Source organism: Chromobacterium alticapitis, assembly GCF_002924365.1.
GTDB classification, from domain to species: domain Bacteria; phylum Pseudomonadota; class Gammaproteobacteria; order Burkholderiales; family Chromobacteriaceae; genus Chromobacterium; species Chromobacterium alticapitis.
In genome coordinates, this window is the sequence record NZ_PQWB01000036.1 from 83,689 (window position 1) to 110,302 (window position 26,614).

General features: G+C 63.3%; 24 protein-coding genes, 2 tRNA genes and 1 riboswitch. Of the genes, 10 read left to right on the plus strand and 16 right to left on the minus strand.

What is annotated here, in order from left to right; genetic code table 11:
- Positions 1-232 precede the first annotated feature (232 nt).
- Positions 233-1,120: a LysR family transcriptional regulator gene (locus C2I19_RS10040; RefSeq protein ID WP_103902558.1), complete on the minus strand. Its 888-nt coding sequence runs from the start codon at positions 1,118-1,120 to the stop codon at positions 233-235.
- A gap of 103 nt (positions 1,121-1,223) precedes the next feature.
- On the opposite strand from C2I19_RS10040, the gene C2I19_RS10045 reads away from it, so the two are divergent.
- The 3 genes from C2I19_RS10045 (at position 1,224) to ptsG (ending at position 6,513) form a co-directional block, all read left to right on the plus strand.
- Positions 1,224-1,613, plus strand: coding sequence for a DoxX family protein (locus C2I19_RS10045; RefSeq protein ID WP_103902559.1), 390 nt, complete (start codon positions 1,224-1,226; stop codon positions 1,611-1,613).
- 451 nt (positions 1,614-2,064) lie between these two features.
- A complete protein-coding gene (ptsP, locus tag C2I19_RS10050; RefSeq protein ID WP_103902560.1) occupies positions 2,065-4,578 on the plus strand; it encodes a phosphoenolpyruvate--protein phosphotransferase in 2,514 nt (837 codons plus the stop codon).
- A 171-nt stretch (positions 4,579-4,749) separates the two neighbouring features.
- Positions 4,750-6,513, plus strand: a complete 1,764-nt coding sequence (gene ptsG, locus C2I19_RS10055) for a PTS glucose transporter subunit IIBC (RefSeq protein ID WP_103902561.1) — start codon at positions 4,750-4,752, stop codon at positions 6,511-6,513.
- Positions 6,514-6,667: 154 nt separating this feature from the next.
- On the opposite strand, the gene C2I19_RS10060 is transcribed toward ptsG, so the two are convergent.
- The gene (locus C2I19_RS10060) at positions 6,668-7,465 is read right to left on the minus strand and encodes a Cof-type HAD-IIB family hydrolase (RefSeq protein WP_103902562.1); all 798 of its coding nucleotides are present in this window, start codon (positions 7,463-7,465) and stop codon (positions 6,668-6,670) included.
- A gap of 138 nt (positions 7,466-7,603) precedes the next feature.
- Between C2I19_RS10060 and C2I19_RS10065 the strand changes: the two genes are divergently transcribed.
- The gene (locus tag C2I19_RS10065) at positions 7,604-8,797 is read left to right on the plus strand and encodes an MFS transporter (RefSeq protein ID WP_103902563.1); all 1,194 of its coding nucleotides are present in this window, start codon (positions 7,604-7,606) and stop codon (positions 8,795-8,797) included.
- A gap of 63 nt (positions 8,798-8,860) precedes the next feature.
- On the opposite strand, the gene C2I19_RS10070 is transcribed toward C2I19_RS10065, so the two are convergent.
- The 6 genes from C2I19_RS10070 to hppD form a co-directional block, all read right to left on the minus strand.
- Positions 8,861-8,936 (minus strand) — tRNA-Phe (locus C2I19_RS10070).
- Between the two features lie 6 nt (positions 8,937-8,942).
- Positions 8,943-9,018: transfer RNA gene (locus C2I19_RS10075), tRNA-Phe, on the minus strand.
- Positions 9,019-9,175: 157 nt separating this feature from the next.
- Positions 9,176-9,820 (minus strand): maleylacetoacetate isomerase, encoded by a 645-nt coding sequence (maiA, locus tag C2I19_RS10080; protein ID WP_103902564.1) that lies wholly within the window; start codon positions 9,818-9,820, stop codon positions 9,176-9,178.
- A complete protein-coding gene (locus tag C2I19_RS10085) occupies positions 9,813-10,790 on the minus strand; it encodes a fumarylacetoacetate hydrolase family protein (RefSeq protein ID WP_103902565.1) in 978 nt (325 codons plus the stop codon). The genes maiA and C2I19_RS10085 overlap by 8 nt, the downstream gene beginning before the upstream one ends.
- Positions 10,791-10,965: 175 nt before the next feature.
- Positions 10,966-12,099: a homogentisate 1,2-dioxygenase gene (locus C2I19_RS10090; protein WP_103902566.1), complete on the minus strand. Its 1,134-nt coding sequence runs from the start codon at positions 12,097-12,099 to the stop codon at positions 10,966-10,968.
- A gap of 128 nt (positions 12,100-12,227) precedes the next feature.
- A complete protein-coding gene (hppD, locus tag C2I19_RS10095; protein WP_103902567.1) occupies positions 12,228-13,304 on the minus strand; it encodes a 4-hydroxyphenylpyruvate dioxygenase in 1,077 nt (358 codons plus the stop codon).
- 419 nt (positions 13,305-13,723) lie between these two features.
- Here hppD and C2I19_RS10100 point away from each other — a divergent pair, with 419 nt between their 5' ends.
- Positions 13,724-14,209, plus strand: coding sequence for an Lrp/AsnC family transcriptional regulator (locus tag C2I19_RS10100; protein WP_103902568.1), 486 nt, complete (start codon positions 13,724-13,726; stop codon positions 14,207-14,209).
- A gap of 51 nt (positions 14,210-14,260) precedes the next feature.
- Here C2I19_RS10100 and C2I19_RS10105 read toward each other — a convergent pair whose 3' ends face one another.
- The 4 genes from C2I19_RS10105 to metK all read right to left on the minus strand — a co-directional run bounded on the left by C2I19_RS10105 (position 14,261) and on the right by metK (position 18,648).
- Positions 14,261-14,806, minus strand: coding sequence for a TIGR00645 family protein (locus tag C2I19_RS10105; RefSeq protein WP_103902569.1), 546 nt, complete (start codon positions 14,804-14,806; stop codon positions 14,261-14,263).
- Between the two features lie 52 nt (positions 14,807-14,858).
- Complete coding sequence (gene metF, locus C2I19_RS10110; protein ID WP_103902570.1) at positions 14,859-15,692, minus strand: methylenetetrahydrofolate reductase [NAD(P)H]; 834 nt, start codon at positions 15,690-15,692, stop codon at positions 14,859-14,861.
- Between the two features lie 104 nt (positions 15,693-15,796).
- Positions 15,797-17,197, minus strand: a complete 1,401-nt coding sequence (ahcY, locus tag C2I19_RS10115) for an adenosylhomocysteinase (RefSeq protein ID WP_103902571.1) — start codon at positions 17,195-17,197, stop codon at positions 15,797-15,799.
- Between the two features lie 73 nt (positions 17,198-17,270).
- A riboswitch (S-adenosyl-L-homocysteine riboswitch) is annotated at positions 17,271-17,357 on the minus strand.
- Positions 17,358-17,478: 121 nt separating this feature from the next.
- On the minus strand, positions 17,479-18,648 hold the full coding sequence (metK, locus tag C2I19_RS10120; RefSeq protein ID WP_103902572.1) for a methionine adenosyltransferase: 1,170 nt from the start codon (positions 18,646-18,648) through the stop codon (positions 17,479-17,481).
- 76 nt (positions 18,649-18,724) lie between these two features.
- Between metK and C2I19_RS10125 the strand changes: the two genes are divergently transcribed.
- The 5 genes from C2I19_RS10125 (at position 18,725) to C2I19_RS10145 (ending at position 22,349) form a co-directional block, all read left to right on the plus strand.
- Positions 18,725-19,609, plus strand: coding sequence for a lysophospholipid acyltransferase family protein (locus tag C2I19_RS10125; RefSeq protein ID WP_103902573.1), 885 nt, complete (start codon positions 18,725-18,727; stop codon positions 19,607-19,609).
- Between the two features lie 8 nt (positions 19,610-19,617).
- Positions 19,618-20,484 (plus strand): lipid A biosynthesis lauroyl acyltransferase, encoded by an 867-nt coding sequence (locus C2I19_RS10130; protein WP_103902574.1) that lies wholly within the window; start codon positions 19,618-19,620, stop codon positions 20,482-20,484.
- A gap of 134 nt (positions 20,485-20,618) precedes the next feature.
- Positions 20,619-21,299, plus strand: coding sequence for a CsgG/HfaB family protein (locus C2I19_RS10135; RefSeq protein ID WP_199181130.1), 681 nt, complete (start codon positions 20,619-20,621; stop codon positions 21,297-21,299).
- Between the two features lie 20 nt (positions 21,300-21,319).
- The gene (locus C2I19_RS10140) at positions 21,320-21,682 is read left to right on the plus strand and encodes a DUF4810 domain-containing protein (RefSeq protein ID WP_199181131.1); all 363 of its coding nucleotides are present in this window, start codon (positions 21,320-21,322) and stop codon (positions 21,680-21,682) included.
- A 10-nt stretch (positions 21,683-21,692) separates the two neighbouring features.
- On the plus strand, positions 21,693-22,349 hold the full coding sequence (locus C2I19_RS10145) for a DUF799 domain-containing protein (protein ID WP_103902577.1): 657 nt from the start codon (positions 21,693-21,695) through the stop codon (positions 22,347-22,349).
- A gap of 59 nt (positions 22,350-22,408) precedes the next feature.
- Here the strand turns inward: C2I19_RS10145 and C2I19_RS10150 are convergent, their stop codons facing one another.
- From C2I19_RS10150 to C2I19_RS10165, 4 genes are all read right to left on the minus strand, one after another.
- Positions 22,409-23,143, minus strand: a complete 735-nt coding sequence (locus C2I19_RS10150; protein ID WP_158253684.1) for a ribonuclease T2 family protein — start codon at positions 23,141-23,143, stop codon at positions 22,409-22,411.
- 151 nt (positions 23,144-23,294) lie between these two features.
- Positions 23,295-23,591 carry a DUF2818 family protein gene (locus tag C2I19_RS10155; RefSeq protein WP_103902579.1) on the minus strand — a complete coding sequence of 99 codons (297 nt, stop codon included), beginning with the start codon at positions 23,589-23,591 and terminating at the stop codon, positions 23,295-23,297.
- A gap of 10 nt (positions 23,592-23,601) precedes the next feature.
- Positions 23,602-25,056 carry an NADH-quinone oxidoreductase subunit NuoN gene (gene nuoN / locus C2I19_RS10160; RefSeq protein WP_103902580.1) on the minus strand — a complete coding sequence of 485 codons (1,455 nt, stop codon included), beginning with the start codon at positions 25,054-25,056 and terminating at the stop codon, positions 23,602-23,604.
- A 21-nt stretch (positions 25,057-25,077) separates the two neighbouring features.
- On the minus strand, positions 25,078-26,577 hold the full coding sequence (locus tag C2I19_RS10165) for an NADH-quinone oxidoreductase subunit M (protein ID WP_103902608.1): 1,500 nt from the start codon (positions 26,575-26,577) through the stop codon (positions 25,078-25,080).
- Positions 26,578-26,614 lie beyond the last annotated feature (37 nt).

Below are 26,614 nucleotides of genomic sequence, written 5' to 3' on the forward strand. Positions count from 1 at the left end.
ATCCAGACGGACCAACCGGCTTACCAATCCATCCTCTCCCGTATCGAAATACGCGGTCACCTTGACCTTGATCGGGTGAGCCGCCAAGACGCTAGGCGGATATTCAGGTGAAACCGCTTTTTCACAAGCCGCCCACGCGGGAAATGCCGTGCACAATACCCCCCGCCGCCATTAACCATTTCTTCAACATGACAACCACCTTCGCCGCAAAACCGAACATCATATCACCACGTCATGTTTCAAAAAACTCCTCCAGATACTCGACGAATACCCTGACCTTGCCCGGCACATGGCGGCGCACCGGATAGACCACGGACAAGTCCAGGCAGTGCCAGTCGTAGTCCTGCAGAACGGCCACCAGGCGGCCCTCGTCCAGCGCCTTGTCCACCAGGAAGCGCGGTTGCAGCACGATGCCCATGCCTTGCGCGGCGGCCTCGGTCAGCACGTCGCCGTTATTGGCCCTGAGCGGCCCCTTGACCCTGACCTTGCCGTGCTCGCCGTCCGGCGATTGGTAATCCCAGACATTCGGCTGCGCGGTCAGCGCGTACAGCAGGCACTGGTGCTCGGCCAATTCCGCCGGGTGGCCCGGCTCACCATGCCTGGCAAGGTAGTCCGGCGAGGCCACCACCAGATCGCGGATCTGCGCCAGCCGCTTCGCCACCAGGGTGGAATCGGCCAGATTGGAGACCCGCAGCGCCAGATCGAACCCCTCCTCCACCAGGTCCACCCGCCGGTCGTTCAGGTTCAGCTCCACCTCTATGCGCGGATGGCGCTGGTGGAAGCCGCCGATGATGGCGCCCAGGTAACGCATGCCGAACGAGACCGGCGCCGATACTCTGAGCCTGCCCACCGGCTCGCTGGCGCCGTGCGACAGCCGCGCATCCAGCTCGTCCAGCTCCGCCAGCAGGCTGCCGGCCTGGGCCAGATAGGTTTCGCCGGCCTCGGTCAGCGACAGCTTGCGCGTGGTGCGATGCATCAGCCGCGCGCCCAGCCGATTCTCCAACGCCGCCACCAGCTTGGTCACCATGGCTCGGGACAGCTCCAGCCTGTCCGCCGCCGCCACGAAGCTGCCCAGCTCCGCCACGGCCACGAAAGCGCGTATCTCTGAAAAACGGTCCATACAGTTTCTTAACAGTAAATAATTATTTCAATAATAGCGTATTTATTGAATGCAAAGCCGATGGTCAAATAGCGCCATCGCCACTTTTCTGGAACCACCCGCCATGAACCGTCTGCACAACCCCTATCTCGCCGCTTTGTTGCTGCGCCTGTCGCTGGGCCTGATGTATTTGTCCCACGGCGCGCTGAAGCTGTTCGTCTTCGGCCCTGCCGGCACTGCCGGCTACTTCGCCAGCCTGGGCCTGCCCGGCTTCTTCGGCTATGTCGCCATCGCCATCGAAATCGGCGGCGGCCTGCTGCTTTTGGCCGGCGTCCAGGCCCGCTGGGTTGCCCTGCTGCTGATCCCGCAGTTGCTGGGCGCCATCGCCCTGGTGCATGCCGCCAACGGCTGGATGTTCGCCAATCCGGGCGGCGGCTGGGAGTATCCGGCATTTCTGATCGCCGTCTCGCTGGCGCTGTTCCTGCAGGGCGATGGCAAACCCGCCTCAGCCTGATGCCCTTGCGCCGGCCCTCCCCGGGTCGGCGCGCTCCCACGCCCTTCCCCCTCTCCGCCGTTTTTAGAGTTCCCATACAAAAATGCAACAGGCCGCCGCCGCCCTCGCATGCCGCAAGTCCGCAACAGACAAGCCCAATTCCCCGCCAAAGCCCGTCCCTGCTGCATTGCAGCATGAAATTCGAACAATTCCGACTTGCACATTTTCTTGATTGCCATCAAGCTGCTGCGTAATTTGCGTGTAGTTTAACTACAAACCTTGGCAAGATATCACTCGACCAAGTCGTCGATGCTTGCCGATGGCCGCCTGTATATAATTGCCGAAAGCCAGCCAGGACAAGACAAGCCAATCAGGCGCGTCAAGATGCGTCTTGAGCTGGCGCAAAAGAAATCGGCTTGATTGACGCTCGTAATAAAACGACTGGAATTATCCACGAATTGAGGAGTTTCACATGGGCACCTCCGCACCAAGACTAGACATCCTGGCCCCCCTTTCCGGATGGCTGGTCCCCTTGGACAGCGTTCCGGACCCGGTATTCGCCGGCAAAATGGTAGGCGACGGCATTTCGCTCGATCCCACCTCAGGCAGCCTGCTGGCGCCGGTCAGCGGCGTGGTCAGCAATCTGCACTCCGCCCATCACGCGCTCACCATCACCACCGCGGAAGGCGTGGAAGTCATGGTGCACATCGGCATCGACACCGTGATGCTGAAGGGCGACGGCTTCTTCCCGCTGGTCCAGCAAGGCCAGCAAGTCAGCGTCGGCCAGCCGGTCATCGACTTCGATCTCGACCTGGTCGGCCGCAAGGCCGCCAGCCTGCTGACCCAGATCATCGTCACCAATGGCGAAACCGTGGCCCGCATGAGCCCGTCCGAAGGCATGGTCAATGCCGGCCGCGACGTGGTGCTGTCGCTGCAACTGGCCAATGGCAAGGACGTGCTGCAAGCCGCAGTCGGCGAGCCGCAATTGTCCACAGACATCGCCATCGGCAACCCGGCCGGCCTGCACGCCCGCCCGGCCGCCGTATTCGCCAGCAAGGCCAAGAGCTTCTCTTCCGACATCCAGCTGATCCTGGCCGACAAGGAAGCCAACGCCAAGTCCGTAGTCGCCATCATGGGCCTGGCCACCAAGCTGGGCGACCTGGTGCGCATCCGCGCCCAAGGCGCCGACGCCTCCGCCGCCGTCGCCGAGCTGACCCAGCTCTTGAACGACCGTTGCGGCGAGAAGGCGGATGAAGCGCCGATTGCGCCGGCCGTCGCCCCGGTTTCCATCCAGCAACAAGACAGCGATAGCCAGTTGGCCGGCGTGGGCGCTTCGCCCGGCATCGCCATCGGCCGCATCGTGCATCACCGCCTGCAGGAATTCGACGTGGCGGAACAGGGCAAGGGCGCCAATGTGGAGCAGCAGGCCTTCGCCCGCGCCACTGAGGAAGCCGCCGCCCAGCTGGACCTGGTCAAGGCCCAACTGACCGACCCGGCCAAGCAGGCCATCCTGTCCATGCACCAGGAACTGCTGCAAGACCCGGACCTGCTGGCCCAGACCTACGCCGGCCTGGCCGAGGGCAAGTCCGCGGCCTGGTCCTGGCGCGCCGCGTTCAGTGCCTACTCCGCCCGTCTGGAGGCGCAAGACAATCCGCTGCTGCGCGAACGCGCCAACGACATCCGCGACGTGGGCCGCCGCGTGCTGGCCTTGCTGGCCGGCGTCAAGCAAGCCGCGCTGGTGCTGCCGGCCGGCTCCATCCTGATCGCTGAAGACCTGGCCCCGTCCGATACCGCCTCGCTGGACCCGTCCAAAGTCATGGGTTTCTGTACCCGCACCGGCGGCGCCACCAGCCACGTGGCCATCCTGGCTCGTTCGCTGGGCATTCCGGCCATCTGCGGCATCTCCCAAACCGCGCTGAAGCTGCCGGAAGGCCTGCAGGTGATCCTGAACGGCAATGAAGGCACGCTGGCCATCGCCCCGAGCGCCGCCGACCTGGCCGCGGCCGAGCAGGAAATCGCCCGCCTGGCCGAACGCCGCGCCACTGAAGCCAAGAGCTCGATGCAGCCCGCGCAAACCAGCGACGGCGTGCGCATCGACGTAGTGGCCAATATCCGCAACGCCGCCGACGCGCGCGAAGCGGTGGCCAAGGGCGCCGAGGGCGTAGGCCTCCTGCGCTCGGAATTCCTGTTCGACAACCGCGACACCGCGCCGACCGAACAAGAGCAAGCCGCGGAATACTGCGCCGTGGCAGAAGCCCTGGGCAAGGACCGCCCGCTGGTGGTGCGCACGCTGGACGTGGGCGGCGACAAGCCCCTGTCCTACCTGCCGCTGCCCAAGGAAGACAACCCCTTCCTCGGCCTGCGCGGCATCCGCGTGAGCCTGGACCGCCCGGACCTGCTGCGCACCCAGCTGCGCGCCATTCTGCAAGCCGCGCCGCTGACCCGTCTGCACATCATGTTCCCGATGGTGGCTTCGCTGGAAGAGCTGCGCGCCGCCCGCGCCATCCTGGCGGAAGAGCAGGCCGCCGCCGGCGTGACCGACGTCAAGGTGGGCATCATGGTGGAAGTGCCGTCGGCCGCCGTGCTGGCCGCGCGCTTCGCGCCGGAAGTGGACTTCTTCTCCATCGGCACCAATGACCTGACCCAGTACGTGCTGGCGATGGACCGCGGCCACCCGCAACTGGCCAAGCAGGCCGACGCGCTGCACCCGGCAGTGCTGGCGATGATCGCGCTGACCTGCGAAGGCGCGCGCGCCTACGGCAAGTGGGTGGGCGTCTGCGGCGGCCTTGCCTCGGACGAACGCGCCGCGCCGCTGCTGGTGGGCATGGGCGTGCAGGAGCTGTCGGCCAGCACCCCGGCCGTCGCCTCGGTCAAGGCTACGCTGGCCCGCTGGAGTCTGGCGGAATGCCAGCAGCTGGCCCAAGAAGTGCTGGCGCTGTCCACCGCGACTGACGTCCGCCACCATTTGAATCAACACGCTCGTTAATAGGATAAGCGCCGACGCGGCGGGGACCGCGGCGCCGGACGGGGAGACCGCCAGGGCAACCTGGCGCCGTCCGACGCCGATCAGCGGTTCCGGCGCGCGCAGGCGCTCATAGAGGGGACGGCCTCACAGCCGCTCGACATTCCATAAGCATGTCAAAGCAGGATAATAATCATGTTTAGTCAATCATTCGCTTTTCTGCAGAAGATAGGCAAATCGCTGATGCTGCCGGTGTCGGTATTGCCGGTCGCGGGTCTGCTGCTGGGCATCGGCGCCACCGATTTCCACACCACGAATAGCATCGTCCTGGCGATTCTGTCGCTGATGAAACACTCCGGCGACGTGATCTTCGGCAACTTGCCGTTGATCTTCGCCGTAGGCGTGGCGCTCGGCTTCACCGAAAACGACGGCGTAGCCGCCATCGCCGCCGTGATCGGCCACCTGGTCACCACCGTCACCCTGGGCGTGATGGCCGGCCTGATGGGCGTGGAAACCGCCACCATCATGGGCCTGCCGTCGATTCAGACCGGCGTGTTCGGCGGCATTCTCGCCGGTTGCCTGGCGGCCTATATGTTCAACCGCTTCTACCGGATCAGCCTGCCTGAGTACCTGGGCTTCTTCGCCGGCAAGCGCTTTGTGCCCATCATCACCGCCATCAGCGCCATCGTGCTGGGCGTGGTGCTGTCTTTCATCTGGCCCCCGATCGGCAACGCCATCAAGGCCTTCTCGCAATGGGCCGCCGTAAGCGATCCGCGCACCGCCGCCACCGTGTACGGCTTCTTCGAGCGCATGCTGATTCCGTTCGGCCTGCACCACATCTGGAACGTGCCCTTCTTCTTTGAAATCGGCAACTTCCCGGATCCGAGCACCGGCAAGATCATCCACGGCGACATCGCCCGCTTCTTCGCCGGCGACCCGACTGCAGGCATTCTGTCCGGCGCTTTCCTGTTCAAGATGTTCGGCCTGCCGGCCGCCGCCATCGCCATCTGGCATTCGGCCAAGCCGGAAAACCGCGCCAAGGTCGGCGGCATCATGATTTCCGCCGCGCTGACCTCCTTCCTGACCGGCATCACCGAACCGATCGAATTTTCCTTCCTGTTCGTCGCTCCTGTGCTGTACCTGATCCACGCCGTGCTGGCCGCCTCCACCCAATTCGTGGCCAATACGCTGGACATGCACATGGGCTTCACCTTCTCGCAAGGCGGCATCGACTTCCTGATGTTCAACCTGATCGGCGACAAGGCCAAGCACGCAGCCTATGTGTTCATCCTCGGCCCGATCTACGCCGTGGTTTACTACAGCGTGTTCCGCTTCGTGATCGCCAAGTTCAACCTGAAAACGCCGGGCCGCGAAGATGAAAGCGTGGAAACCGTCGGCGCCATCAGCGAAGACCAACGCGCCCGCCAACTGGTGCTGGCCTTCGGCGGCCGCTCCAACATCCGCAGCCTGGACGCTTGCATCACCCGTCTGCGCATCGCGGTGCAAGACACGGCCAAGGTTGACCAGGCCAAGCTGAAAGCCATGGGCGCTTCCGGCGTGGTGGTGGTGGGCAGCGGCATTCAGGCCATCTTCGGACCGCTGTCCGAAAACATGAAGACCGATATGGAAATCTACCTGCGCAGCGCCGGCAGCGACGCCGAACTGTCCGCCGCGCCCGCAGCCGCCCCGGCGCAAGCCGCAGCGGCAGCCGCTCCGGCCGCCGCAGCCAAGGCAGACGTCGCCGCGCTGAAGCAAGCGCTGGGCGGCAACGCCAACGTGGCCAAGGTGGAAGCCATCGCCCACACCCGCCTGCGCGTGGAGCTGAAGGACCCCAGCCGCTTCAATGAAGCCGCGGCTCGCGCCGCCGGCGTCAGCGCCGTGACGCAAGTGTCTCCGGGCACCCTGCACCTGATCGTAGGCGACCAAGCCGCGGCCCTCGCCGCCGCGCTGCAAGCCTGATAGGCCCCGTCTCCGGCCAAAAAGAAACGCCAGCGCTACCCCGCTGGCGTTTTACTTTATCCCGCAGTCCGCCCAGCTCGTCAGCGCAGGCCAATCACCCAGGCGCTCATGGCGCGCCGCAGGAACGGCCCATTCCCTGCGCCTGGCTAGCCTCCTATAGCGCGAACGCCTCGCGCAAATGCCGAGCCATGCCCGAGTCGGCGTGGTGGTATATCCGCTCAGCCTCCGGCAAAGCCTGGCGCAGCCTGGCATGCGCATTGCCCATCAGCCGCGGATGGCCGGCGGCCTGCAGCAACTCGATATCGTTTTGCCCATCGCCGAAGGCGATGCAGGCTCGGGCGTCCAGCCCCAGCCGCGCCAACACCAGCTTGAGCGCCTCGCCCTTGGACACGTCGGCGGCCATCACCTCCAGGCAGAAATCCAGTGAGAAGGTGATATACAGCCTGTCGCCGAAACGTTGCCGCAAAGATCGCTCCAGCTCCAGCAAATGCTCATGCGGCGCGACGTACAGCACCTTGTAGACGCCCGCGCCGTCATGCCGGCTCAGATCAGCCAGGCGATACGGCGGCTCATCGGCCTGGATCAGCGCATCCAGCAAAGCCGAGCGGCGATTGGCCAGCCAACCCTCGTCCAGGAAATAATGCATGGCCGCGCCGTCGGAAAAAACCGGCCGGGAGATTTCCCGCACCAGCTCCGCCGCTATGTCCAGGCCGAAGATCAACTCATCATCCAGCCCATGCACGCGCGCGCCGTTTGAGCTGATCAGATAGGCCGGCACCGCCAGCGCCTCCCTCACCTCGCGCGCGTCGCTGTAATGCCGCCCGGTGGCCAGCGCCAGCGCGACGCCGCGCGCCTGCAAGGCTTGCAAGGTCTGGGCGGTCAAGGGCGTTACGGCATGATGCTGGTCCAGCAAGGTACCATCGAGGTCAGTGGCGATCAGGCGATAGGGCATGGGGGGCTTTCAAGGCGAAACAGCGGATTATAGCCGCGCTCTGCCGACTATCCGCAAATTGACAAAGCCACAAGCCATAAATAGATTGACCTATTGGCAGGAAGTTGCCGCAACCCCATCACTCGAGGATATGCCGATATGGCCAACCGATACGGACAACTGTTCCGCACGCCCGGGGTCGCGACGCTCGCGCTGGCCAGCTGGATCGCCCGCCTGCCCGGCGCGATGATAGGCATAGGCGTCATCACCATGCTGTCGCTGACCCAAGGCAGCTACGGCCTGGCCGGCGCGGTGGCCGCCACCATGACCGTGGCCACCGGCCTATTGTCGCCGCAGATCTCCCGTCTGGCCGACCGCTACGGCCAGAGCCGCGTGCTGCCGCCGGCCGCCGGCATCGCCGCGCTGGCCCTGCTGTCGCTGGCGCTGTGCAGCTGGCTGGGCGCGCCAAGCTGGCTGCTGTTCGTCTGCGCCGCGCTGGCGGGCTGCCTGCCCAGCATACCGGCGATGACCCGCGCGCGCTGGGCGCGCCTGCTGGATGGCCAAACGCTGCTGCCTACGGCCTTCGCCATGGATAGCGTGCTCAGCGAAATCGCCTTCGTCATCGGCCCGCCGCTGGCCATCGCCCTGTGCATGAGCGGCTGGCCACAGGCCGGCCCGGTGAGCGCGGCGCTGATGATGCTGTGCGGCGTCGCCGTGCTGCTGCGCCAGAAGGCCACCGAGCCGCCGGCGCATCCCGACTCCCAGCGCGGCGGCCGCCCTGCCCTCTTCCTGATGCCGGTACCGACGCTGGCGCTGCTGCTCTGCACTCTGGGCGCGATCAATGGCGCGATCGACGTCAGCGCCGTCGCCATCGCCAAGGCCGAAGGCGCGCCGTCCGCAGCCAGTTGGGTGCTGGCCCTGTACGCGCTGGGCTCGGGCATAGGCGGACTGACCTTCGGCGCGCTCAAGCCGGCCTTGCCGCTAGGCCGCCTGCTGCTGTATTGCTGCGCCGCCACCGCGGCCAGCTCCGCGCTCATCGCGCTGGCGCCTGGCAGCGCCTGGCTGGCGGCCGCCATGCTGTTGTCCGGCCTGTCCTTCGCGCCCACGCTGATCGTGGCCATGGAAATGGTGGAGAAGGCGGTGCCGCGCGCGCGGCTGACGGAAAGCCTGACCTGGCTGGTCACCGGCATTTACTTCGGCGTGGCCGGCGGCGCCTCGGCCAGCGGCCTGCTGACCGACGCCTACGGCGCGCGCGCCGGACTGGGCCTGGAGCTGGCGGCCGGACTGGCCTCGCTACTGATCGCCGCCCTGCAGCCGCGCGCGCCTCACCCCAAAGAGGCGGAGGCCTCCTGATTTCGCTGATGAGGCTTGCCAATGCAAAAAGCCGAACCCTTGCGGATTCGGCTTTTTGAATTCTGGTGGCCAGTCGCGGAATCGAACCACGGACACGCGGATTTTCAATCCGCTGCTCTACCAACTGAGCTAACTGGCCTTGCTGTGGTGGCCAGTCGCGGAATCGAACCACGGACACGCGGATTTTCAATCCGCTGCTCTACCAACTGAGCTAACTGGCCACTTCTACCAACCGCGCTGTCGCGCCGTCAGAGCCATGCATTTAATCAGAGGACTCCCCTGCCGTCAAGCATGAATTGCGAAAAAAACGAAGCCTGCCAGCCTGAAAACAAACAAACGGCCGGGCCGCCCAAGCGCTCCGGCCGTTGAATCAAACACTTACACCGCGTCCGGCTGCTTGGATGGGTGCGCGTCGGCAAACGCCGGAATCGCTTCCAGCGCCTCCGCGATGCGGACCAGGGTCGGGTACGGTCCCAGATCCACGCCGAAACGGCGCGCGCTGAATACCTGCGGCAACAAGCAGATATCGGCCAAAGACGGTTCGTCTCCCACCGCGTAGCGGCCGGCGCTCCGCGCCAGCTGCTGCTCCAGCGCGTCGAAACCGGTGCGAATCCAGTAGCGTATCCACTCGATCTTGCCTTCTTCGCTCGCGCCGAACTCCGCCTGCAGATACTTGCCCACGCGCGGGTTCTGCAAGGGGTGAACGTCCGCAGCGATGGCCAGCGCGATGGAACGCGCCTGCGCGCGCGCCGCCGGAGCCGCAGGCAACAGCTTGGCGCCGTCCGGGTAGGCTTCGTCCAGATATTCGCAGATGGCCAGCGACTGCGCGATTTGCGCACCGCCATCATCCAGCAGCGGCACCAGGCCCTGCGGGTTGATCGCCAGATACTCTGGGCTCTTCTGCTCGCCCTTGAGCAGGTTCACCGCGCGGTACTGGTAAGCCAACCCCTTCAGATTCAGCGCGATGCGCACGCGGTAGGCCGCGCTGGAGCGGTAATAGCCGTATAGGACGCGCTCAGCCATGTTTAACCACGGTCTGGGCAATGGCGCCGAAAATGCTCTGGCCGGCGGCATTCTTCATCTCGATGCGCACGGTGTCGCCAGCCTTCATGAACGGCGTCTTGGGCGCGCCCTGCTCTATGGTTTCTATCATGCGTTGCTCCGCCAGGCAGCAGGAGCCGACCGAACGATCCTTATTGGAGATGGTGCCTGAGCCGACGATGGAGCCCGCCGCCAGTTCGCGCGTCTTCGATACGTGGGCCACCAGTTGCGGGAAGTTGAATTGCATTTCCACGCCGCAGTTGGGCTTGCCGTAGAAAGCGCCGTTGTAGTCCACCAATAGCGGCAGATGCACCTTGCCGCCTTGCCAGGCATCGCCCAACTCGTCCGGCGTGACGGCGACCGGCGAGAAGGCGGTGGCCGGCTTGCTCTGGAAGAAGCCGAAGCCCTTGGCCAGCTCGCCCGGGATCAGCCCGCGCAAGGTCACGTCATTCACCAGCATCAAGAGGCGGATGTGCTTCTCATCGGCCGGCGCGCCCAGCGGCACGTCGCCGGTGATCACCGCCACCTCGCCCTCGAAGTCCAGGCCCCAGGCCTCGTCGCGCAGCGGGATGTCGGCCGTCGGCGCTAGGAAGGCGTCGGAGCCGCCCTGGTACATCAGCGGGTCGGAGTAGAAGCTCTCCGGCACCTCGGCGCCGCGCGCCTTGCGCACCAGTTCCACGTGGGTCAGGTAGGCGCTGCCGTCGGCCCACTGGTAGGCGCGCGGCAGAGGGCTCATGCAGCGATGGCTGTCGAAAGGCACTTCGTCCGGCGCCTGGCCGTGGTTGATCGCGTTGTAGACTTCTTTCAGACGCGGCTCGGCCTGGGCCCAGTTGTCCAGCGCGGCCTGCAGCGTGGCGGCGATGGCGGGCACCGCCACGGCGCGGGTCAGATCGCGGCTGACCACCATCAATTGGCCATCGCGGGTGTGGTTGTGATAAGTGGCTAATTTCATCTTGATGTTCTTTCTGCTAGCGGCCGCTGCGGGCCGTTCCTCTATATCAATTTTTCAGCTTGGCCTGAACGCGATTGCGTCGCGAGCGGGCCGAGGTCGACGGGAGAAGCCCTGCGGTACACATCGTACCGCGAGCATCGCAACGCTGAGATCGGCTCGCGCAGCAGCAATGGCGTCAGGCCTGCTTGGGCTTCCAGCTGTCCACGTAACCCTGCCACTCGACGGCGGCCAGGCCTGGCCCCTGCTCCAGCGCGTCGCGGGTGTCTATCATCACGGCCACTTCGTCGGTGAACTTCTTCGGGTCCGTCATCGCCTTGGCGAAGGCCTTGGGGTGCGGACCGTGGGTGAAGCCGGCCGGGTGGAAGGTCAGCATGCCCGGTTTGATATTGTCGCGGCTGAAGAAGTCGCCGGCGTGGTAGAAGATCACCTCGTCGTAGTCGTCGTTGTTGTGATAGAACGGGACTTTCAGCGCGCCCGGGTCGGATTCGATGGGCCGCGGCACGAAGGTGCAGATCACGAAGCCGTCGGCGACGAAGGTGGTGTGGGCCGACGGCGGCAGGTGGTAGCGGTGGCTCATCAGCGGACGGATATCGCGCCAATTGACGCGCGCCACCGACAGATTGCCGTGCCAGCCTATGGCGTCCAGCGGGTTGAAGGGGTAGGTGACGGTGGACAGCGCGCCGCGGCGCTTGATCACCACCTGCCATTCGTCTTCGGTTTGCTGGGCGCGGAAGGCGTCGTCTATGGCCGGCACATCCAGCACCGCCTCGTCGAAGATGGCGTGCGGGCCGACCAGGCCCTTTTCCGGCAGCTGGTAGGCGCCGTTGCTGGTTTCTATCATCAGCATGGTGGTGGCTTCGGCCGGCTCGATGCGCCAGCTGGTGGAGCGCGGCACCAGGATGTAATCGCCGTCGCGATAGCTCAGATGGCCGTAATCGCAGAACAGCTCGCCGCTGCCGGCGTGGATGAACAAGAGGTCGTCGCCGTCCGCGTTGCGGAACAGCTGGGTCATCGCCTTGTCGCAGCGCCAGATGCGCACTTTGCACTGGGCATTATGCAACACCAGCGGCGCGTCCCACGGCGCCGGCGCGCCGTGCGGAAGCTCGTTCAGATCGAAGGCGCGCGGACGCAACGGGCCTTCCCAATCGCTCCAGCCGGTGGGCGGATGCTTGTGGTGCAGGTGGGTGGCCGGGCCGAAGAAGCCGCTGCGGCCCACTTCGCGCTCGTAGATGCCTTCGGCCGGAAAGTCGGCGTGGGCCTGGCGCGAGATGGTGCCTTCGCGGTGCGGGTAACTGATCCATTTACGCATGTTTGATGTCCTGTCCGCCCGGCGGCCGTCTGGACGCCGGGCCATTGCAAGGTGGGCGCGAAACGAGGCCGCGCCGCCGCCATTCCTGCTCGGAATGTCGGAATGGAGGCCGGCGCGGCAAGAGAGGATCAGTCGGCCTTCAGCACGCCGCGGCGGATCTGGTCTTCCTCGATGGACTCGAATAGGGCCTTGAAGTTGCCCTCGCCGAAGCCCTCATTGCCCTTGCGCTGGATGATCTCGAAGAAGATCGGGCCGATCACGGTTTCGGTGAAGATCTGCAGCAGAATGCCTTCCACCGGCGCGCCGTCGATCAGGATGCTGTTCTTCTTCAGACGGGCCACGTCCTCGCCGTGCCCCGGCACGCGGGTGTCCACCTTTTCGTAGTAGGTGTCCGGAGTATCCAGGAAGCGGGTGCCGCGCGCCTTCAGCGTTTCCACCGTGGCGTAGATGTCATCGGTGGTCAGCGCGATGTGCTGGATGCCCTCGCCGTTGTACTGGCGCAGGAACTCCTCGATCTGGCTCTTGTCGTCGGACGATTCATTGATCGGGATGCGGATCTTGCCGCAGGGGCTGGTCATCGCCTTGGACACCAGGCCGGTCAGCTTGCCTTCGATGTCGAAGTAGCGGATTTCGCGGAAGTTGGCGATGTCGGTGTAGAAGTCCGCCCACTTGGCCATATTGCCGCGCGCCACGTTGTGGGTCAGGTGGTCGATCTCGGTCAGGCCGACGCCGAACGGACGCTGCTCCACGCCGTCCAGCGGCACGAAGTCCACGTCGTAGATATTGTGTTCCGGGCCGTAGCGGTCAACGAAGTACAGCGCGGAGCCGCCTATGCCCTGCACCGCCGGAATGTTCAGCTCCATGAAACCGATCGGGCGCTGATAAGGCTGCGCGCCATGCGCCAGCGCGTACTCATAAGCCTTGGCCGCATCCTTGACCCGCCAGGCCATCGCGCAAGCGGACGGACCGTGCGCGTGGGCGAACTCGCTGGCCGGCTGGTTGGTTTCGGCGTTCAGGATGAAGTTGATGTCGCCCTGGCGGAACAGGCTGACATTCTTGCTGCGATGGCGGGACACTTCGACGAAGCCCAGCGACAGGAATAATTGGCGCAGTTTCTCCACGCCGGCCGCGTCGGGCGCGGTGTATTCGACAAACTCGAAGCCGTCGGTGGCGAGCGGGTTTTGCAGCATGGCTTCCATTTTCATCTGTTTCTCCTCTGTTATATAGATCGCGTACAAATAGTACGCGAAGCAATAATTCGCTCGTTTGAGCGCTGCGTGTAAACGTTTGTAGGCTATTCGCGTTTATGTAAGCAGACCGGTTGCCCATCCAAACAAGGAGGAAACCGGCAGCTCGACAGGGGAAGAAAGCAGAAGGAGGATGGCTCGCGCATCGGGACATGCGCACCGCGCGGACCGCCAATGGCGGCACGGCAAGCTCTCCTCCGAACGAATCGTTTTCTGCTGTCACACCCCATCGACATGCTTCGGCAGTCTCATGCTGCCGTTGGCGATTTAGGCTTTTTATTCTATGGAAACCGCATGGCAATTTTCTTGCTAAATTGCTTTTGTTTGCTAAAATTTCAGAATAAAATGCCTCAACAAACCGATTAACAGGAGAAAATATGCCAAGTCTTACATTAGATAAGACAGACTTGCGTATTCTGGCCGAATTGCAGCTGGATGGCCGCTTGACCAACGTCGAGCTGGCCGAGCGCGTGGCGCTGTCGCCCTCGCCCTGCCTGCGCCGACTCAAGCAGCTGGAAGAGTCCGGCGTGATTCGCCAGTACGTCGCTCTGCTCGATCCTGCGCATATCGGTCTGGGTCTGCAGGCCTGGGTGCGGGTGACCTTGGAGAAACGCGGCAATATGCATCTGCAAAGCTTCATCGAAGCGGTGCAGAGCTGGCCGGAAGTGATCAACTGTTTCGCCATGACCGGCGAAATGGACTATTTGCTGCAGGTGTATTTCGAAGACATGGAGCACTTCTCGCGCTTCGTGATGGACGAGCTGCTGCAGCATCCGGGCGTGGAGGACGTCAAGTCCAGCTTCGTGCTGAAGGAAATCAAGCGCACCACCTCGCTGCCGCTGGGGCAGATGCGCGGCATGTAAGCCAAGCCCTTCGCAGCATGCAAAACGGCCCTTCACGGGCCGTTTTCATTTTCAATGCCGCTGATGCGCCGAGGCGGCGCCGGCCAGCAGCTTGTCGGTGTAGGCGATGGCCGCCGCCGACAGCAGGAAGGCCAGGTGCAGGAACAGTTGCCACTTGATGGTGTGCTCGTCGATGCGGCTGGCGTTGATGAAAGTTTGCAGCAGGTGGATGGACGAGATGCTGATGATGGCCATCGACAGCTTCACCTTCAGCACCGAGGCGTTGACATGGTCCAGCCATTCCGGCTGGTCCGGGTGGCTGTCTATGCGCAGCCGGGAGACGAAAGTCTCGTAGCCGCCCACCGTCACCATCACCAGCAGGTTGGCGATCATCACCACGTCGATCAGGCCCAGCACCGCCAGCATGATGTCGGTTTCGGTCAGGTGGTTCAGCCCTTCCAGCAGCTCCCATAACTGCGCGAGAAACTTCCACGCGTAGACCCCCTGCACCACGATCAGGCCCAGATAAATGGGCAGCTGCAGCCAGCGGCTGCTGAAAATCACTTGGCCCAGCAAAGATTTGCGGGGCTCGATCTGGACTGCTTGTTGCTCTTGCATAGACCTTCCTGTTGTTCGCGGCCGCGGGCGGCGCCACGCCGCCCGCGCGTCGTCACAGGCCCAGCCTCTGCCAGATGGTGGAGACCAGGCCCGCCTGGTTCAATGTGTAAAAATGCAGTCCCGGCGCGCCGCCCTGCAGCAGCCGGTCGCACAGTTCGGTCACCACGTCCAGTCCCAGCGCGCGGATGGACGCGGCGTCGTCGTAGTAGGCCTGCATGCGCAGCCTCAGCCAGCGCGGCACTTCCGCCCCGCACATGTCGGAGAAGCGGCAGAGCTGGCCGAAATTGGAAATCGGCATGATACCGGGCACGATGGGGATGTCCACCCCGCGCGCGCGGATTTCATCGACGAAACGGAAATAGCTGTCAGCGTTGAAGAAGTACTGGGTCATCGCGGAGTCCGCCCCGGCCCGCACCTTGCGCACGAAATTGGCGAGGTCGTCTTCGGCCGAGCGCGCCTGCGGATGGAACTCCGGATAGGCCGCCACCTCGATGTGGAAGTGGTCGCCATGCTCGGCGCGGATGAACTCCACCAGCTCGTTGGCGTAGCGGAACTCGCCGGCGGCGACCATGCCGGACGGGATGTCGCCGCGCAGCGCCACCAGGTGGCGGATGCCGTTGGAACGGTACTCATTGAGGATGGCGGCGATATTCTCGCGGGTGGAGCCGATGCAGGACAAGTGCGGCGCGGCGGCCTGCCCCTCGCTGCGGATTTCCAGCACGGTAGACAAGGTGCCGTCGCGGGTGGTTCCGCCGGCGCCGAAGGTCACCGAGAAGAATTGCGGCTTGAACTGGGCCAGCTGCTGGCGCGTGGTGCGCAGCTTGGCGATGCCTTCCGGCGTTTTCGGCGGAAAGAATTCGAAACTGAAGGTACGCGGCTGCGTCATGGATGATCCCCTTGTCTGCTGTCGTTTGTTGTTATGGCACAGTCGTAAAAAAAAACGGACAGCACCATTCTAGGGGGGCTGTCCGTTTCGTCTTGGTTCAATAATCAATAACGATAGTGATCGGGCTTATAAGGACCTTGCTTGGGCACGCTGATATAGGCGGCCTGCTGGTCCGAAAGCTCGGTCAGCCGCGCGCCTATGCGCGCCAGGTGCAGACGCGCCACCTTCTCGTCCAGATGCTTGGGCAGCACGTACACTTTCTGCTCATACTTGTGGCCGTTGGCGAACAGTTCGATCTGCGCCAGCACCTGGTTGGTGAAGCTGTTGGACATCACGAAGCTCGGGTGGCCGGTGCCGCAACCCAGGTTCACCAGGCGGCCTTCGGCCAGCAGGATCACGCGCTTGCCGTCTGGGAAGATGATGTGGTCGACCTGCGGCTTGATGTTCTCCCACTGATGCTGGCGCAGCGACGCGACTTCGATCTCGCTGTCGAAGTGGCCGATATTGCAGACGATGGCATTGTTGCGCATCTTCTTCATGTGCTCATGGGTAATCACGCCCACATTGCCGGTGGCGGTGACGAAGATGTCGGCCTGGTCGGCCACTTCGTCCATCCGCACCACGCGGTAGCCTTCCATCGCCGCCTGCAGCGCGCAGATCGGGTCGATCTCGGTTACCCACACCGTGGCGCCCAAGCCGCGCAGGCTCTGCGCGCAGCCCTTGCCCACGTCGCCGTAGCCCAGCACCACGGCCACCTTGCCGGCCACCATCACATCGGTGGCGCGCTTGATGCCGTCCACCAGCGACTCGCGGCAGCCGTACAGATTATCGAACTTGGACTTGGTGACGGAATCGTTGACGTTGATCGCCGGGAAAGGCAGATGGCCGTCCTTCTCCATCTGGTACAGGCGATGCACGCCGGTGGTGGTTTCCTCGGTCACGCCCTGGATGGGTTCGAGGCGCTTGGAATACCAGTGCGGATCGAGAGCCAGGTGGCGTTTGATCGAGGCGAACAGCGCGGTCTCTTCCTCATTGGTCGGGTGGGCCAGCACGCCGATGTCCTTCTCCGCCTTGCTGCCCAGCATCAGCAGCAGAGTGGCGTCGCCGCCGTCGTCCAGGATCATGTTGGCGGGCGTGCCTTCCGGCCATTCGAAGATCTTGTGGCTGAACTCCCAGTACTCGTCCAGGCTCTCGCCCTTGAATGCGAACACCGGAATGCCGGCGGCCGCGATGGCGGCGGCGGCGTGGTCCTGGGTGGAGAAGATGTTGCACGAGGCCCAGCGCACTTCGGCGCCCAAGGCGATCAGCGTTTCGATCAGCACGGCGGTCTGTACCGTCATGTGCAGGCTGCCGGCGATGCGGGCGCCGCGCAGCGGCTGGCTGGCGCGGTATTCGTCGCGCGTCGCCATCAGGCCCGGCATTTCGGTTTCGGCGATATTCAGCTCCTTGCGGCCCCAGGCGGCAAGGGAAATGTCTGCTACGTGATAATCGGTGAAATCAGCCATCGTGAAGCATCCTTGTTCACGCGGCCAGGCAGGATGCGGCCCACCCGTCATCCCGTGCCTGCCACGGTCATGAGTCAGGTGGGCGCCGTTGGATCGCCCGCAAGGGCGGCGGCACGCCGAGCCTGGGGAGGCAGTCCTCCTCGCAGCGCCCCTCGGCATGCCGGGTAATTATACCTAGTCCGCGCGGAAAATATAGCCGCATCCATGCCATGGCCATGGCCAGCCGCCAAACGAAAAAAACCGCCAGCGCAGGCTGGCGGTTTGGATGCGCTGACTGGCGCTTACAGGCCGGCGTCGGCGCGCAGCGCCTGCACCTTGTCTGTGCGCTCCCAGGTGAACTCCGGCTCTTCGCGGCCGAAGTGGCCGTAGGCGGCGGTTTTGCCGTAGATCGGGCGCAGCAGGTCCAGCATCTGGATGATGCCCTTCGGACGCAGGTCGAAGTGCTTTTTCACCAGTTCCACGATCTTGTCGTTCGGAATGGTGTTGGTGCCGAAGGTGTCGACGGCGATCGAGGTCGGCTCGGCCACGCCGATGGCGTAAGAAACCTGGATCTGGCACTGGCGCGCCAGGCCGGCGGCGACGATGTTCTTCGCCACATAACGGCCGGCATAAGCCGCGGAGCGGTCAACCTTGGACGGATCCTTGCCAGAGAAGGCGCCGCCGCCATGCGGCGCCGCGCCGCCGTAGGTGTCGACGATGATCTTGCGGCCGGTCAGGCCGCAATCGCCCATCGGGCCGCCGATGACGAAGCGGCCGGTCGGGTTGATCAGGAACTTCGTTTCCGGGGTGATCATCTCCGGCGGCAGCACCGGCTTGATGATGTCCTCGATCACCGCCTCGGTCAGCGTCTGGTGGTCGATGTCCGGGCTATGCTGGGTGGACAGCACCACGGTGTCGATGCGCTTGGGCAGGCCGGTGGCGCTGTCATAGACGCAGGTGATCTGACTCTTGGCGTCCGGACGCAGCCACGGCAGACGGCCGTCCTTGCGCAGCTCGGCCTGACGCTGCACCAGGCGGTGCGCGTAGTAGATCGGGAACGGCATCAGCGTCGGGGTTTCGTCGCAGGCGTAGCCGAACATCAAACCCTGATCGCCAGCGCCCTGGTTCAGATCCAGGCCTTCGCCTTCGTTGACGCCTTGAGCGATGTCCGGGGATTGCTTGTCATAGCAGGCCATCACCGCGCAGCCGCGGTAATCGAAGCCCAGCTCGGAATCGTCATAGCCGATGCGCTTGATGGTGTCGCGCGCGACCTTGATGTAGTCGATGTTGGCGGTGGTGGTGATTTCGCCGGCCAGCACGACCAGGCCGGTATTCACCAGCGTTTCGGCGGCCACGCGCGCGTACTTGTCTTCGCGCAGGATGGCGTCCAGAATCGCATCGGAAATCTGGTCGGCGACTTTGTCCGGATGGCCTTCGGAGACGGACTCCGAGGTAAACAGGTATTCACTCATTTATTCTGCGTTCCCAAAAAATACAAAACCCTGTGATGATAAAATAGGCCGCTTTCAGACCAAGACTGCTGAAATCATGTCCAAGCTAGTCCATTTGCTGCTGTCTGTCCTGGCGCACCTTCCCTTATCCTGGCTACAAGGTTTGGGTGCCGCTCTGGGGCAACTGACTTATCGTGCTTCCCCCGGTTTTGCCGCTAGGCTGCGGGAGAATCTAAGTTCTAGTAAAATCTTCGAAAATTATCAGGTTTTACCACGTGAAGTCAAACGGAGCGCGGCGGAAACTGGCAAAGGCGCGCTTGAGCTGGCCATTGCCTGGTGTCGCAGCCCGGAAGACATTGCCGCCATGGTCAAACGATGCGAAGGCTGGGTCCATGTGGAGCAGGCCCTCGCTAGCGGCAACGGTATTATATTCGTAACTCCGCACTTAGGCAGCTACGATATCGCCGGTCGTTATATTAGTTCGCGCCTGCCCTTCCCGCTGACCGCCATGTACCGGCCGCCCAAACTGCAGTGGCTGGAACCGGTGATGCAGGCCGGACGCGCCCGCGGCAAGGGCAAGACCGCGCCCGCCACCGCGGCCGGCGTGCGCGTGCTGATGAAGGCGCTGAAATCGGGCGAAGCCACCATCATCCTGCCGGACCAGGCGCCAGCCAACGGCGAAGGCGTCTGGGCGCCGTTCTTCGGCCGCCCGGCTTACACCATGACGCTGGTGCCGCGCCTGGCTCAGATGAGCGGCGTGACCATGCTGTTCTTCGTCGGCGAACGGCTGCCTGGCGGCCAAGGCTTCGTCGTGCACATCGAACCGCTGGAGCAGCCGTTCTCCGGGGACAAGGAAGCCGACTGCGCGCAGATGAACCGCCAGGTGGAAAACCTGATCCGCCGCTTCCCCAGCCAATATCTGTGGAGCTACAACCGTTATAAATGCCCGCCCGGCGCCAGCCGGCCGGATGCGCAATCCTAAGGACAACCATGAAATTCGCTTTCGCCCTGCTGTGGCTGATCCGGCTGCTGCCTATGCCAGCCATCGGCCTCCTCGCCCGCGGCCTGGGCAATATCGCCTATCTGCTGGCCGGCAGCCGCCGCCGCGTCGGCCTGATCAATTTGCGCCTGTGTTTCCCGGACATGCCCATCGCCGAGCGCAAGCGGCTGATCCGCAAGAACTGCCAGCACATGATACGGATGGTGCTGGAGTACGGCGTGTGCTGGTGGAGTTCAGCCAAGCGCATCGACAAGCTGGTCGACATCAAGAATTTGCATTACGTCACGGATCTGCGCGAACAGGGAGAAGACGTGATCCTGTTCTACCCGCATTTCGTCGGCTTCGAGATGTGCGTCTACGCGCTGAACCAATACATCCCGCTGGTCAGCGTCTACTCGCACCAGAAGAACGAGGCGCTGGACCAGCAGATCTACGCCGGCCGCCAGCGTTACGACAATGCCTACATCGTGTCGCGCCAGGAAGGCCTGCGCCCCATCATCAAGGCCATGCGCAAGGATCACGCGCCCTTCCTGTATCTGCCGGACCAGGACTTCGGCGTGCGCGACTCGCTGTTCGTCGATTTCTTCGGCGTCAAGGCCGCCACCATCACCGGCCTGTCGCGCATCGCCAAGCTGGCCCGCGCCAAAGTGGTGCCCGCCATCGCCCGCCGCGTCGGCGACCGTTTCGAACTGGAGTTCTACCCTGCCTGGGACGGCTATCCCAGCGAAGACATCGAGGCCGATACCCGCCGCATGAACGCCTTCCTGGAAGACCGCGTCCGCGAAATTCCAGACCAGTACTTCTGGCTGCACAAACGCTTCAAGAACCGTCCGCAGGGCGAGGCGCGTTTCTACTGACACTCGGCCGGCTGGGCCGCGTCCGATCGCCACGCTATGCCATTGAGCTAAATCAATGGCCTGCTCTAGCGTCGTGCTGTATATTGTTAAACTTTTTTACAATTCGAAAACAAACTTTTAATTTTAGGAATAAGATGATGCGGAGTCCTGCCCTGTTCGCCCTGTCCGCCGCGGCCATCGCGCTGACCGGCTTGTCCGGCTGCGCCACCGAAAGCTCCCAAGCCCTGGCCGTGCAGCAAGTGGCCAGCGCCAACAAACCCTATGCCGGCGCGCGCGCGCCCATCTCCGTGGGCAAGTTCGATAACCGTTCCAGCTATATGCGCGGCATCTTCTCCGACGGCGCCGACCAGCTGGGCGGCCAGGCCAAGACCATCCTGATCACCCATCTGCAGCAAAGCAATCGCTTCAATGTGCTCGATCGCGCCAATCTGGAAGAGATCAAGCAGGAGGCCGGCCTGAAGAAGCAAGCGCAAAACCTGAAGGGCGCGGACTATGTCGTCACCGGCGACGTCACCGAGTTCGGCCGCAAGGAAGTGGGCGACCAACAGCTGTTCGGCATCCTCGGCCGCGGCAAGGAGCAAATCGCTTATGCCAAGGTCAATCTGAACATCGTCAACACTCTGACCTCCGAAGTGGTGTATTCCGCCCAGGGCGCCGGCGAATACAAGCTGTCCAATCGCGAAATCGTCGGCTTTGGCGGCACCGCCAGCTATGACTCCACGCTGAACGGCAAAGTGCTGGATCTGGCCATCCGCGAAGCGGTCAACAACCTCGTCAATGGCATCGACGCCGGCGCCTGGAAGCCCGCCAAGTAACTCCCCTATCCGTGAAGACAATGAATACGAAGAAGAAATCAGGCGGCATCGCAGCCGCCATCGCCAGCGCGCTGCTGCTGTCCGCCTGCGCAGGCGGCCCGCCCCATCTGTACCAATGGGAAGGCTATCAGCCGCAAGTCTATGCCTACCTGAAGGGCGATGCGCAGGATGCGCAGCAGCAAATTTCCGTCCTGGAAGAAGGCTTGCAGAAAATCCGCGCCAACGGCAATCACGAACCTCCTGGCTATCATGCCCAACTGGGCATGCTGTATGCGTCGAGCGGCCGCCTGGACCGCATGCAGAGCGAGTTCCTGACCGAGAAGAAACTGTTCCCGGAGTCAACCGCCTATATCGACTTCCTGCTGTCCAAGCAGAAGCCATAAGGAGCCCGCCATGCTGAAAACCCTATCCAAGATGGCCTGCATCGCCGCGCTGGCCGCGCTGGCGACCGGTTGCGCCGCGCCGGTGAAGCGCGACTACACCGCCTACAAGCAAAGCAAGCCGCGCGCCATCCTGATCCTGCCGCCGGTCAACGATTCGCCGGACGTCAACGCCACCAACGGCGTGCTGTCCCAGATGACCTATCCGCTGGCGGAAGCCGGCTATTACGTGCTGCCGGTGGCCCTGGTCAGCGAGACATTCAAGCAGAACGGCGTAAGCACGCCCAATGACATGCAAGCGCTGCCCATCGCCAAGCTGCGTCAGATCTTCGGCGCCGACGCCGCGCTGTACACCACGATCAAGCGTTATGGCGTGCACTATAGCGTGCTGGACAGCGTGGCCGAGGTATCGGTCACCGCCAAACTGCTGGACTTGAAAACCGGCCAGGAATTGTGGGAAGGCAGCGCCAGCGGCAACAATGCCAACAACAATAACGCCGGCGGCGGTCTGATCGGCATGCTGGTCAGCGCGGCGATCAAGCAGATCGTCAACAATGTGAGCGATGCCACTTATCCGGTAGCCGGCATGACCAGCAATATGCTGCTGTCCGCCGGCCATCCGAACGGCGTGCTCTACGGCCCGCGCTCCCCCAGCTACGGCACCGACTGATCAAGTCGTCGCGCAACCAGTCAATCGCCCGCCATGCAGCGGGCGATTTTTTTTTGACCTTACCAGTCAGGCAGCAGGAAAGGCTGCGCGCAGGAGTCTTCGTACTCGCCGTCCGGCGTATTCACGAAACTCTCCGCCGCCGGGAAAGCGGCCAGCTTATCCGCCTGCAGCGTGAACCAGAACTGGGTCAGCACATTGCGGCCCTGGGCATCCTTGCCGCATTGCAGCTGCAAGGAACGGCGCTGATCCGTGCCGAAGGTTTTGGCGAATGCGTCTTGCAGGTCTTCGCGGCTGCGGGTTTGTCCGGCCTGTTCGAGCAAGTAATGACCGAAGCCGCTGTCGGCCGCCGCCTGACGCATGCTTAACGCCGTCGCAAAGAATTGTTGCGCCGGAAAGCCGAAACACTGGGCATGTTTGACGTATTCGTGCAACTGCAGATCATCCTGCAATTGCGGCATGAACTGGCGCAGCTGTTGTTGCAGTGCGTCCGGCAACGCCGGCACCATGGTCACATGCGGGAAAGACGAGCAGCCCTGCGCCCACCACTGCCGCACCGGCACGTTCTGGTCTATCAGGCTCTGTGGTTCGGATGCCCAGAGGCCATGCAGGCCTATCTTGACTTCGTGCGACTGCCCGGGCAGGCAACCGCCCCCCGTCGAACAGAAGCCGGGTTGCCAGGTCAGCGCGTAGGTATAGCGCGGAAAATCGGCGTGACGCGCCGGCTTCAACTCGCCGGCATGGGCGATGCCGACTAGCGCCAGCGCGGAAATCAGACAAGAAAAGACATTTTTCATAAGGACTCGCTGCTGTGGGCGGCCCGCACAGCGCGGGCGGCGACAAGACATGCAAATGTCAATTTTTTGCCTGCCGATTGCAAGCGCCGGCAACGCAACTTAACAAAAAAGCACCGCCTGGGCGGTGCTTTCTTGCGATGCGGCTGCCGGCTCAATGCGCCGGCTTGCGCCAGAAGTATCGGTAGACATAGCCGGGGAAGGCCGCCACCAGGAACAGCGCGAATGTGGTGACATAGAACTGCCAATGCTGTTCTTGCGCCGGCATGTCCCTCGTCTCCAACAAGTGGGCCAGTCCGCCGATCAGCGCGTACAGCGCCACCAGTTCCAGCGCCTGCCAGCCGAAATGCTTGCGCGCCACCTGGATGAAGCCCGCCACGCGGTTGGTGGCGAACGGCAAGTTGGCGGCAAGCGCGGCCAGCAACAGCAGAATGGTGATGCTGCTATCCATGGCCGCTTCCTTACATCATGCCCAGAGACTGGCGCATGGCTTGCGCGCACAGCTCAAGCAGAGACTGCGGCAGCATGCCCACCACCAGCAGCGCCAGCGCGTTCAGCGACAGCACCAGCTTCATGTCGGCGCGCACCGCGATCGGCGCAGTGTCCTGCGCTTCGTCGAAGTAGATGGCCTTCACTACGCGCAGGTAGTAGAAGGCGCCGATCACCGACATCAGGACCGAGAACACGGCCAGCTTGACCATGCCGATGTCCAGAATGGCCTTGATCACCGCGAACTTGGCGTAGAAGCCCAGCAGCGGCGGGATGCCCGCCATCGAGAACATGGCCAGCAGCATCAGCAGCGCGTACCAGCTGTTGCGGCTGTTCAGGCCCTTCAGGTCGTCGATCTTCTCGCACTCGAAACCCTTGCGGGACAGCGCCAGGATGATGCCGAAGCCCACCATGGACATGGCCACGTACACCACGGCGTAGAACAGCGCGGCGGTGTAGCCCTGCTGGGTGCCGGACAGCACGCCCAGCAGCAGGAAGCCCATGTGCGAAATCGTGGAGTAAGCCAGCATGCGCTTGATATTGGTCTGCACGATGGCGGTGATGTTGCCGATGGCCATGGACAATACGGCCACGATGATCAGCATCGCCTGCCAATCGCCCACCAGCACGTCCAGGCCTTGGGCCAGGATGCGCAGCACGAAGACGAAGGCGGCCAGCTTGGGCGCGGCGCCAACCATCAGCGTCACGGAAGTCGGCGCGCCTTGGTACACGTCCGGCACCCACATGTGGAACGGCACGGCGCCCAGCTTGAAGCTCAGGCCGGCCACGATGAACACCAGACCGAAGATCAGCAACAGCGGGTTGGCGGAGTGCGTCTTGATGGACTTGGCGACGGCGGCCAGTTCCAGCGAGCCGGTGGCGCCGTAGATCATCGAGATGCCGTACAGCAGCAGGCCGGAAGCCAGCGCGCCCAGCACGAAGTACTTCATCGCCGACTCGGTGGCCGGGACGGAGTCGCGTTGCAGCGCGATCAGCGAGTACAGCGCCAGCGACAGCAGCTCCAGGCCCATGTACAGGGTCAGGAAGTGCGAGGCGGACACCATCAGGTTCATGCCCAACAGCGCGAACAAGGACAGCGAGAAGTACTCGCCCTTGAACAGGCCGCGGTCAGCGGTGTACTGACGGCTGTACACCAGCACCACGGCGGTGGCGGCGTACATCGCCAGCTTGACCAGAGATGCCAGCGGATCGGCCACGTACATGCCGGAGAAAGTGATCACCGGGTACGGGGTAAAAGTGCTTACCTGGACAATGGCGGTGCCGGCCAGCGTCAGCAGCGTCAGGCCGTAGGTGATGCAGCGCTTTTCATCGGGGATGAAAAGATCCAGCATCAGCACCACCAGCAAGGCGCCGATCAGGAACAGCTCCGGCATCGCGGGTATCAGGTTGAGATCAGCCCAATTCATTTGTGTGTATTCCTTCCGCGCTTACAGCTTGCTCTGCGCAACATGCGTGATCAGGTCGTTCACCGCCAGGTGCATCTTGGCGACGAAAGCCTGCGGGTACAGGCCCATGCCCAGCACCATCACAGCCAGGATGGCCAGCACCAGGAACTCGCGCTTGTTCACGTCGGACAGTGCCGCCACGTGCTCGTTGGCCACATCGCCGAAGATCACGCGCTTGTACATCCACAGGGTGTAGGCGGCGCCGAAGATCAGCGTGGTGGCGGCCAGGGCGGCGTACCAGAAGTTCACTTGCACCGAACCCATGATGACCATGAATTCGCCGACGAAGCCGGAGGTGGCCGGCAGGCCGGAGTTGGCCATCGCGAACAGCATCATGAAGGCGGCGAAGATAGGCATCTTGTTGGCCACGCCGCCGTAGTCGGCGATGTTGCGGCTGTGCACGCGGTCGTACATGACGCCGATGCAGAAGAACATCGCGGCGGACACGAAGCCGTGGGACACCATCTGCACCAGCGCGCCCTCAACCGCCCACTGGTTCATCTCGTTGCCGGTGAACATGAACATGCCCAGGGTCACGAAGCCCATGTGGGAGATGGACGAGTAAGCCACCAGCTTCTTCATGTCGGACTGCACCAGCGCCACCAGGCCGATGTAGACCACCGCGACCAGCGACAGGCCGACGATGATCGGACCCAGCGTGCGCGAGGCGTCAGGCAGGATGGGCAGCGCGAACCGCAGGAAACCGTAAGCGCCGATCTTCAGCGTGATCGCGGCCAGCACCATGGAGCCGCCGGTCGGCGCTTCCACGTGGGCGTCCGGCAACCAAGTGTGGACCGGCCACATCGGCACCTTCACCGCGAAGGACAGGAAGAAGGCGATGAACAGCAGGATCTGCACGGTCAGCGGGATCTTGGCGATCTGATGGAAAGCCTGGATGTCGAAGTTCTTGCCAGCCTGGAAGTACAGGTAGATCAGCGCCACCAGCATCAGCAGCGAGCCGAGCAGGGTGTACAGGAAGAACTTGATCGAAGCGTAAACGCGACGCGGACCGCCCCAGACGCCGATGATCAGATACATCGGAATCAGCATGCCTTCGAAGAAGACATAGAACAGGATCGCATCCAGCGCGGCGAACGCGCCGTTGATCAGGCCGGACATGATCAGGAAGGCGGCCATGTACTGCGACACGCGCTTCTGGATCACTTCCCAGCCAGCAATCACCACCAACAAGGTGGTGAAGCTGTTCAACACGACGAACAGCATGGAGATGCCATCCACGCCCAGGTGGTAATTGATGTTGAACGCGGCAATCCACGGCTTCAGCTCTTCGAACTGCATGCCGCCGTTAAGGTTGTTGAACTCGGTGAACAGCGGCACCGACAGCAGGAAGCCCGCGAGGGCCCCCGCTAAGGCGAGCCAGCGCGCCAGCGGCGCGCGCTGGTCGCCGCCGGTGGCCAGCACCACGAGGCCGGCCAGGATCGGCGTCCAGATCACCAGACTTAGCAGATTTGTGGACATAATCAAACCTATATTGTTATTTCAATCCCGAAGGCCGGAC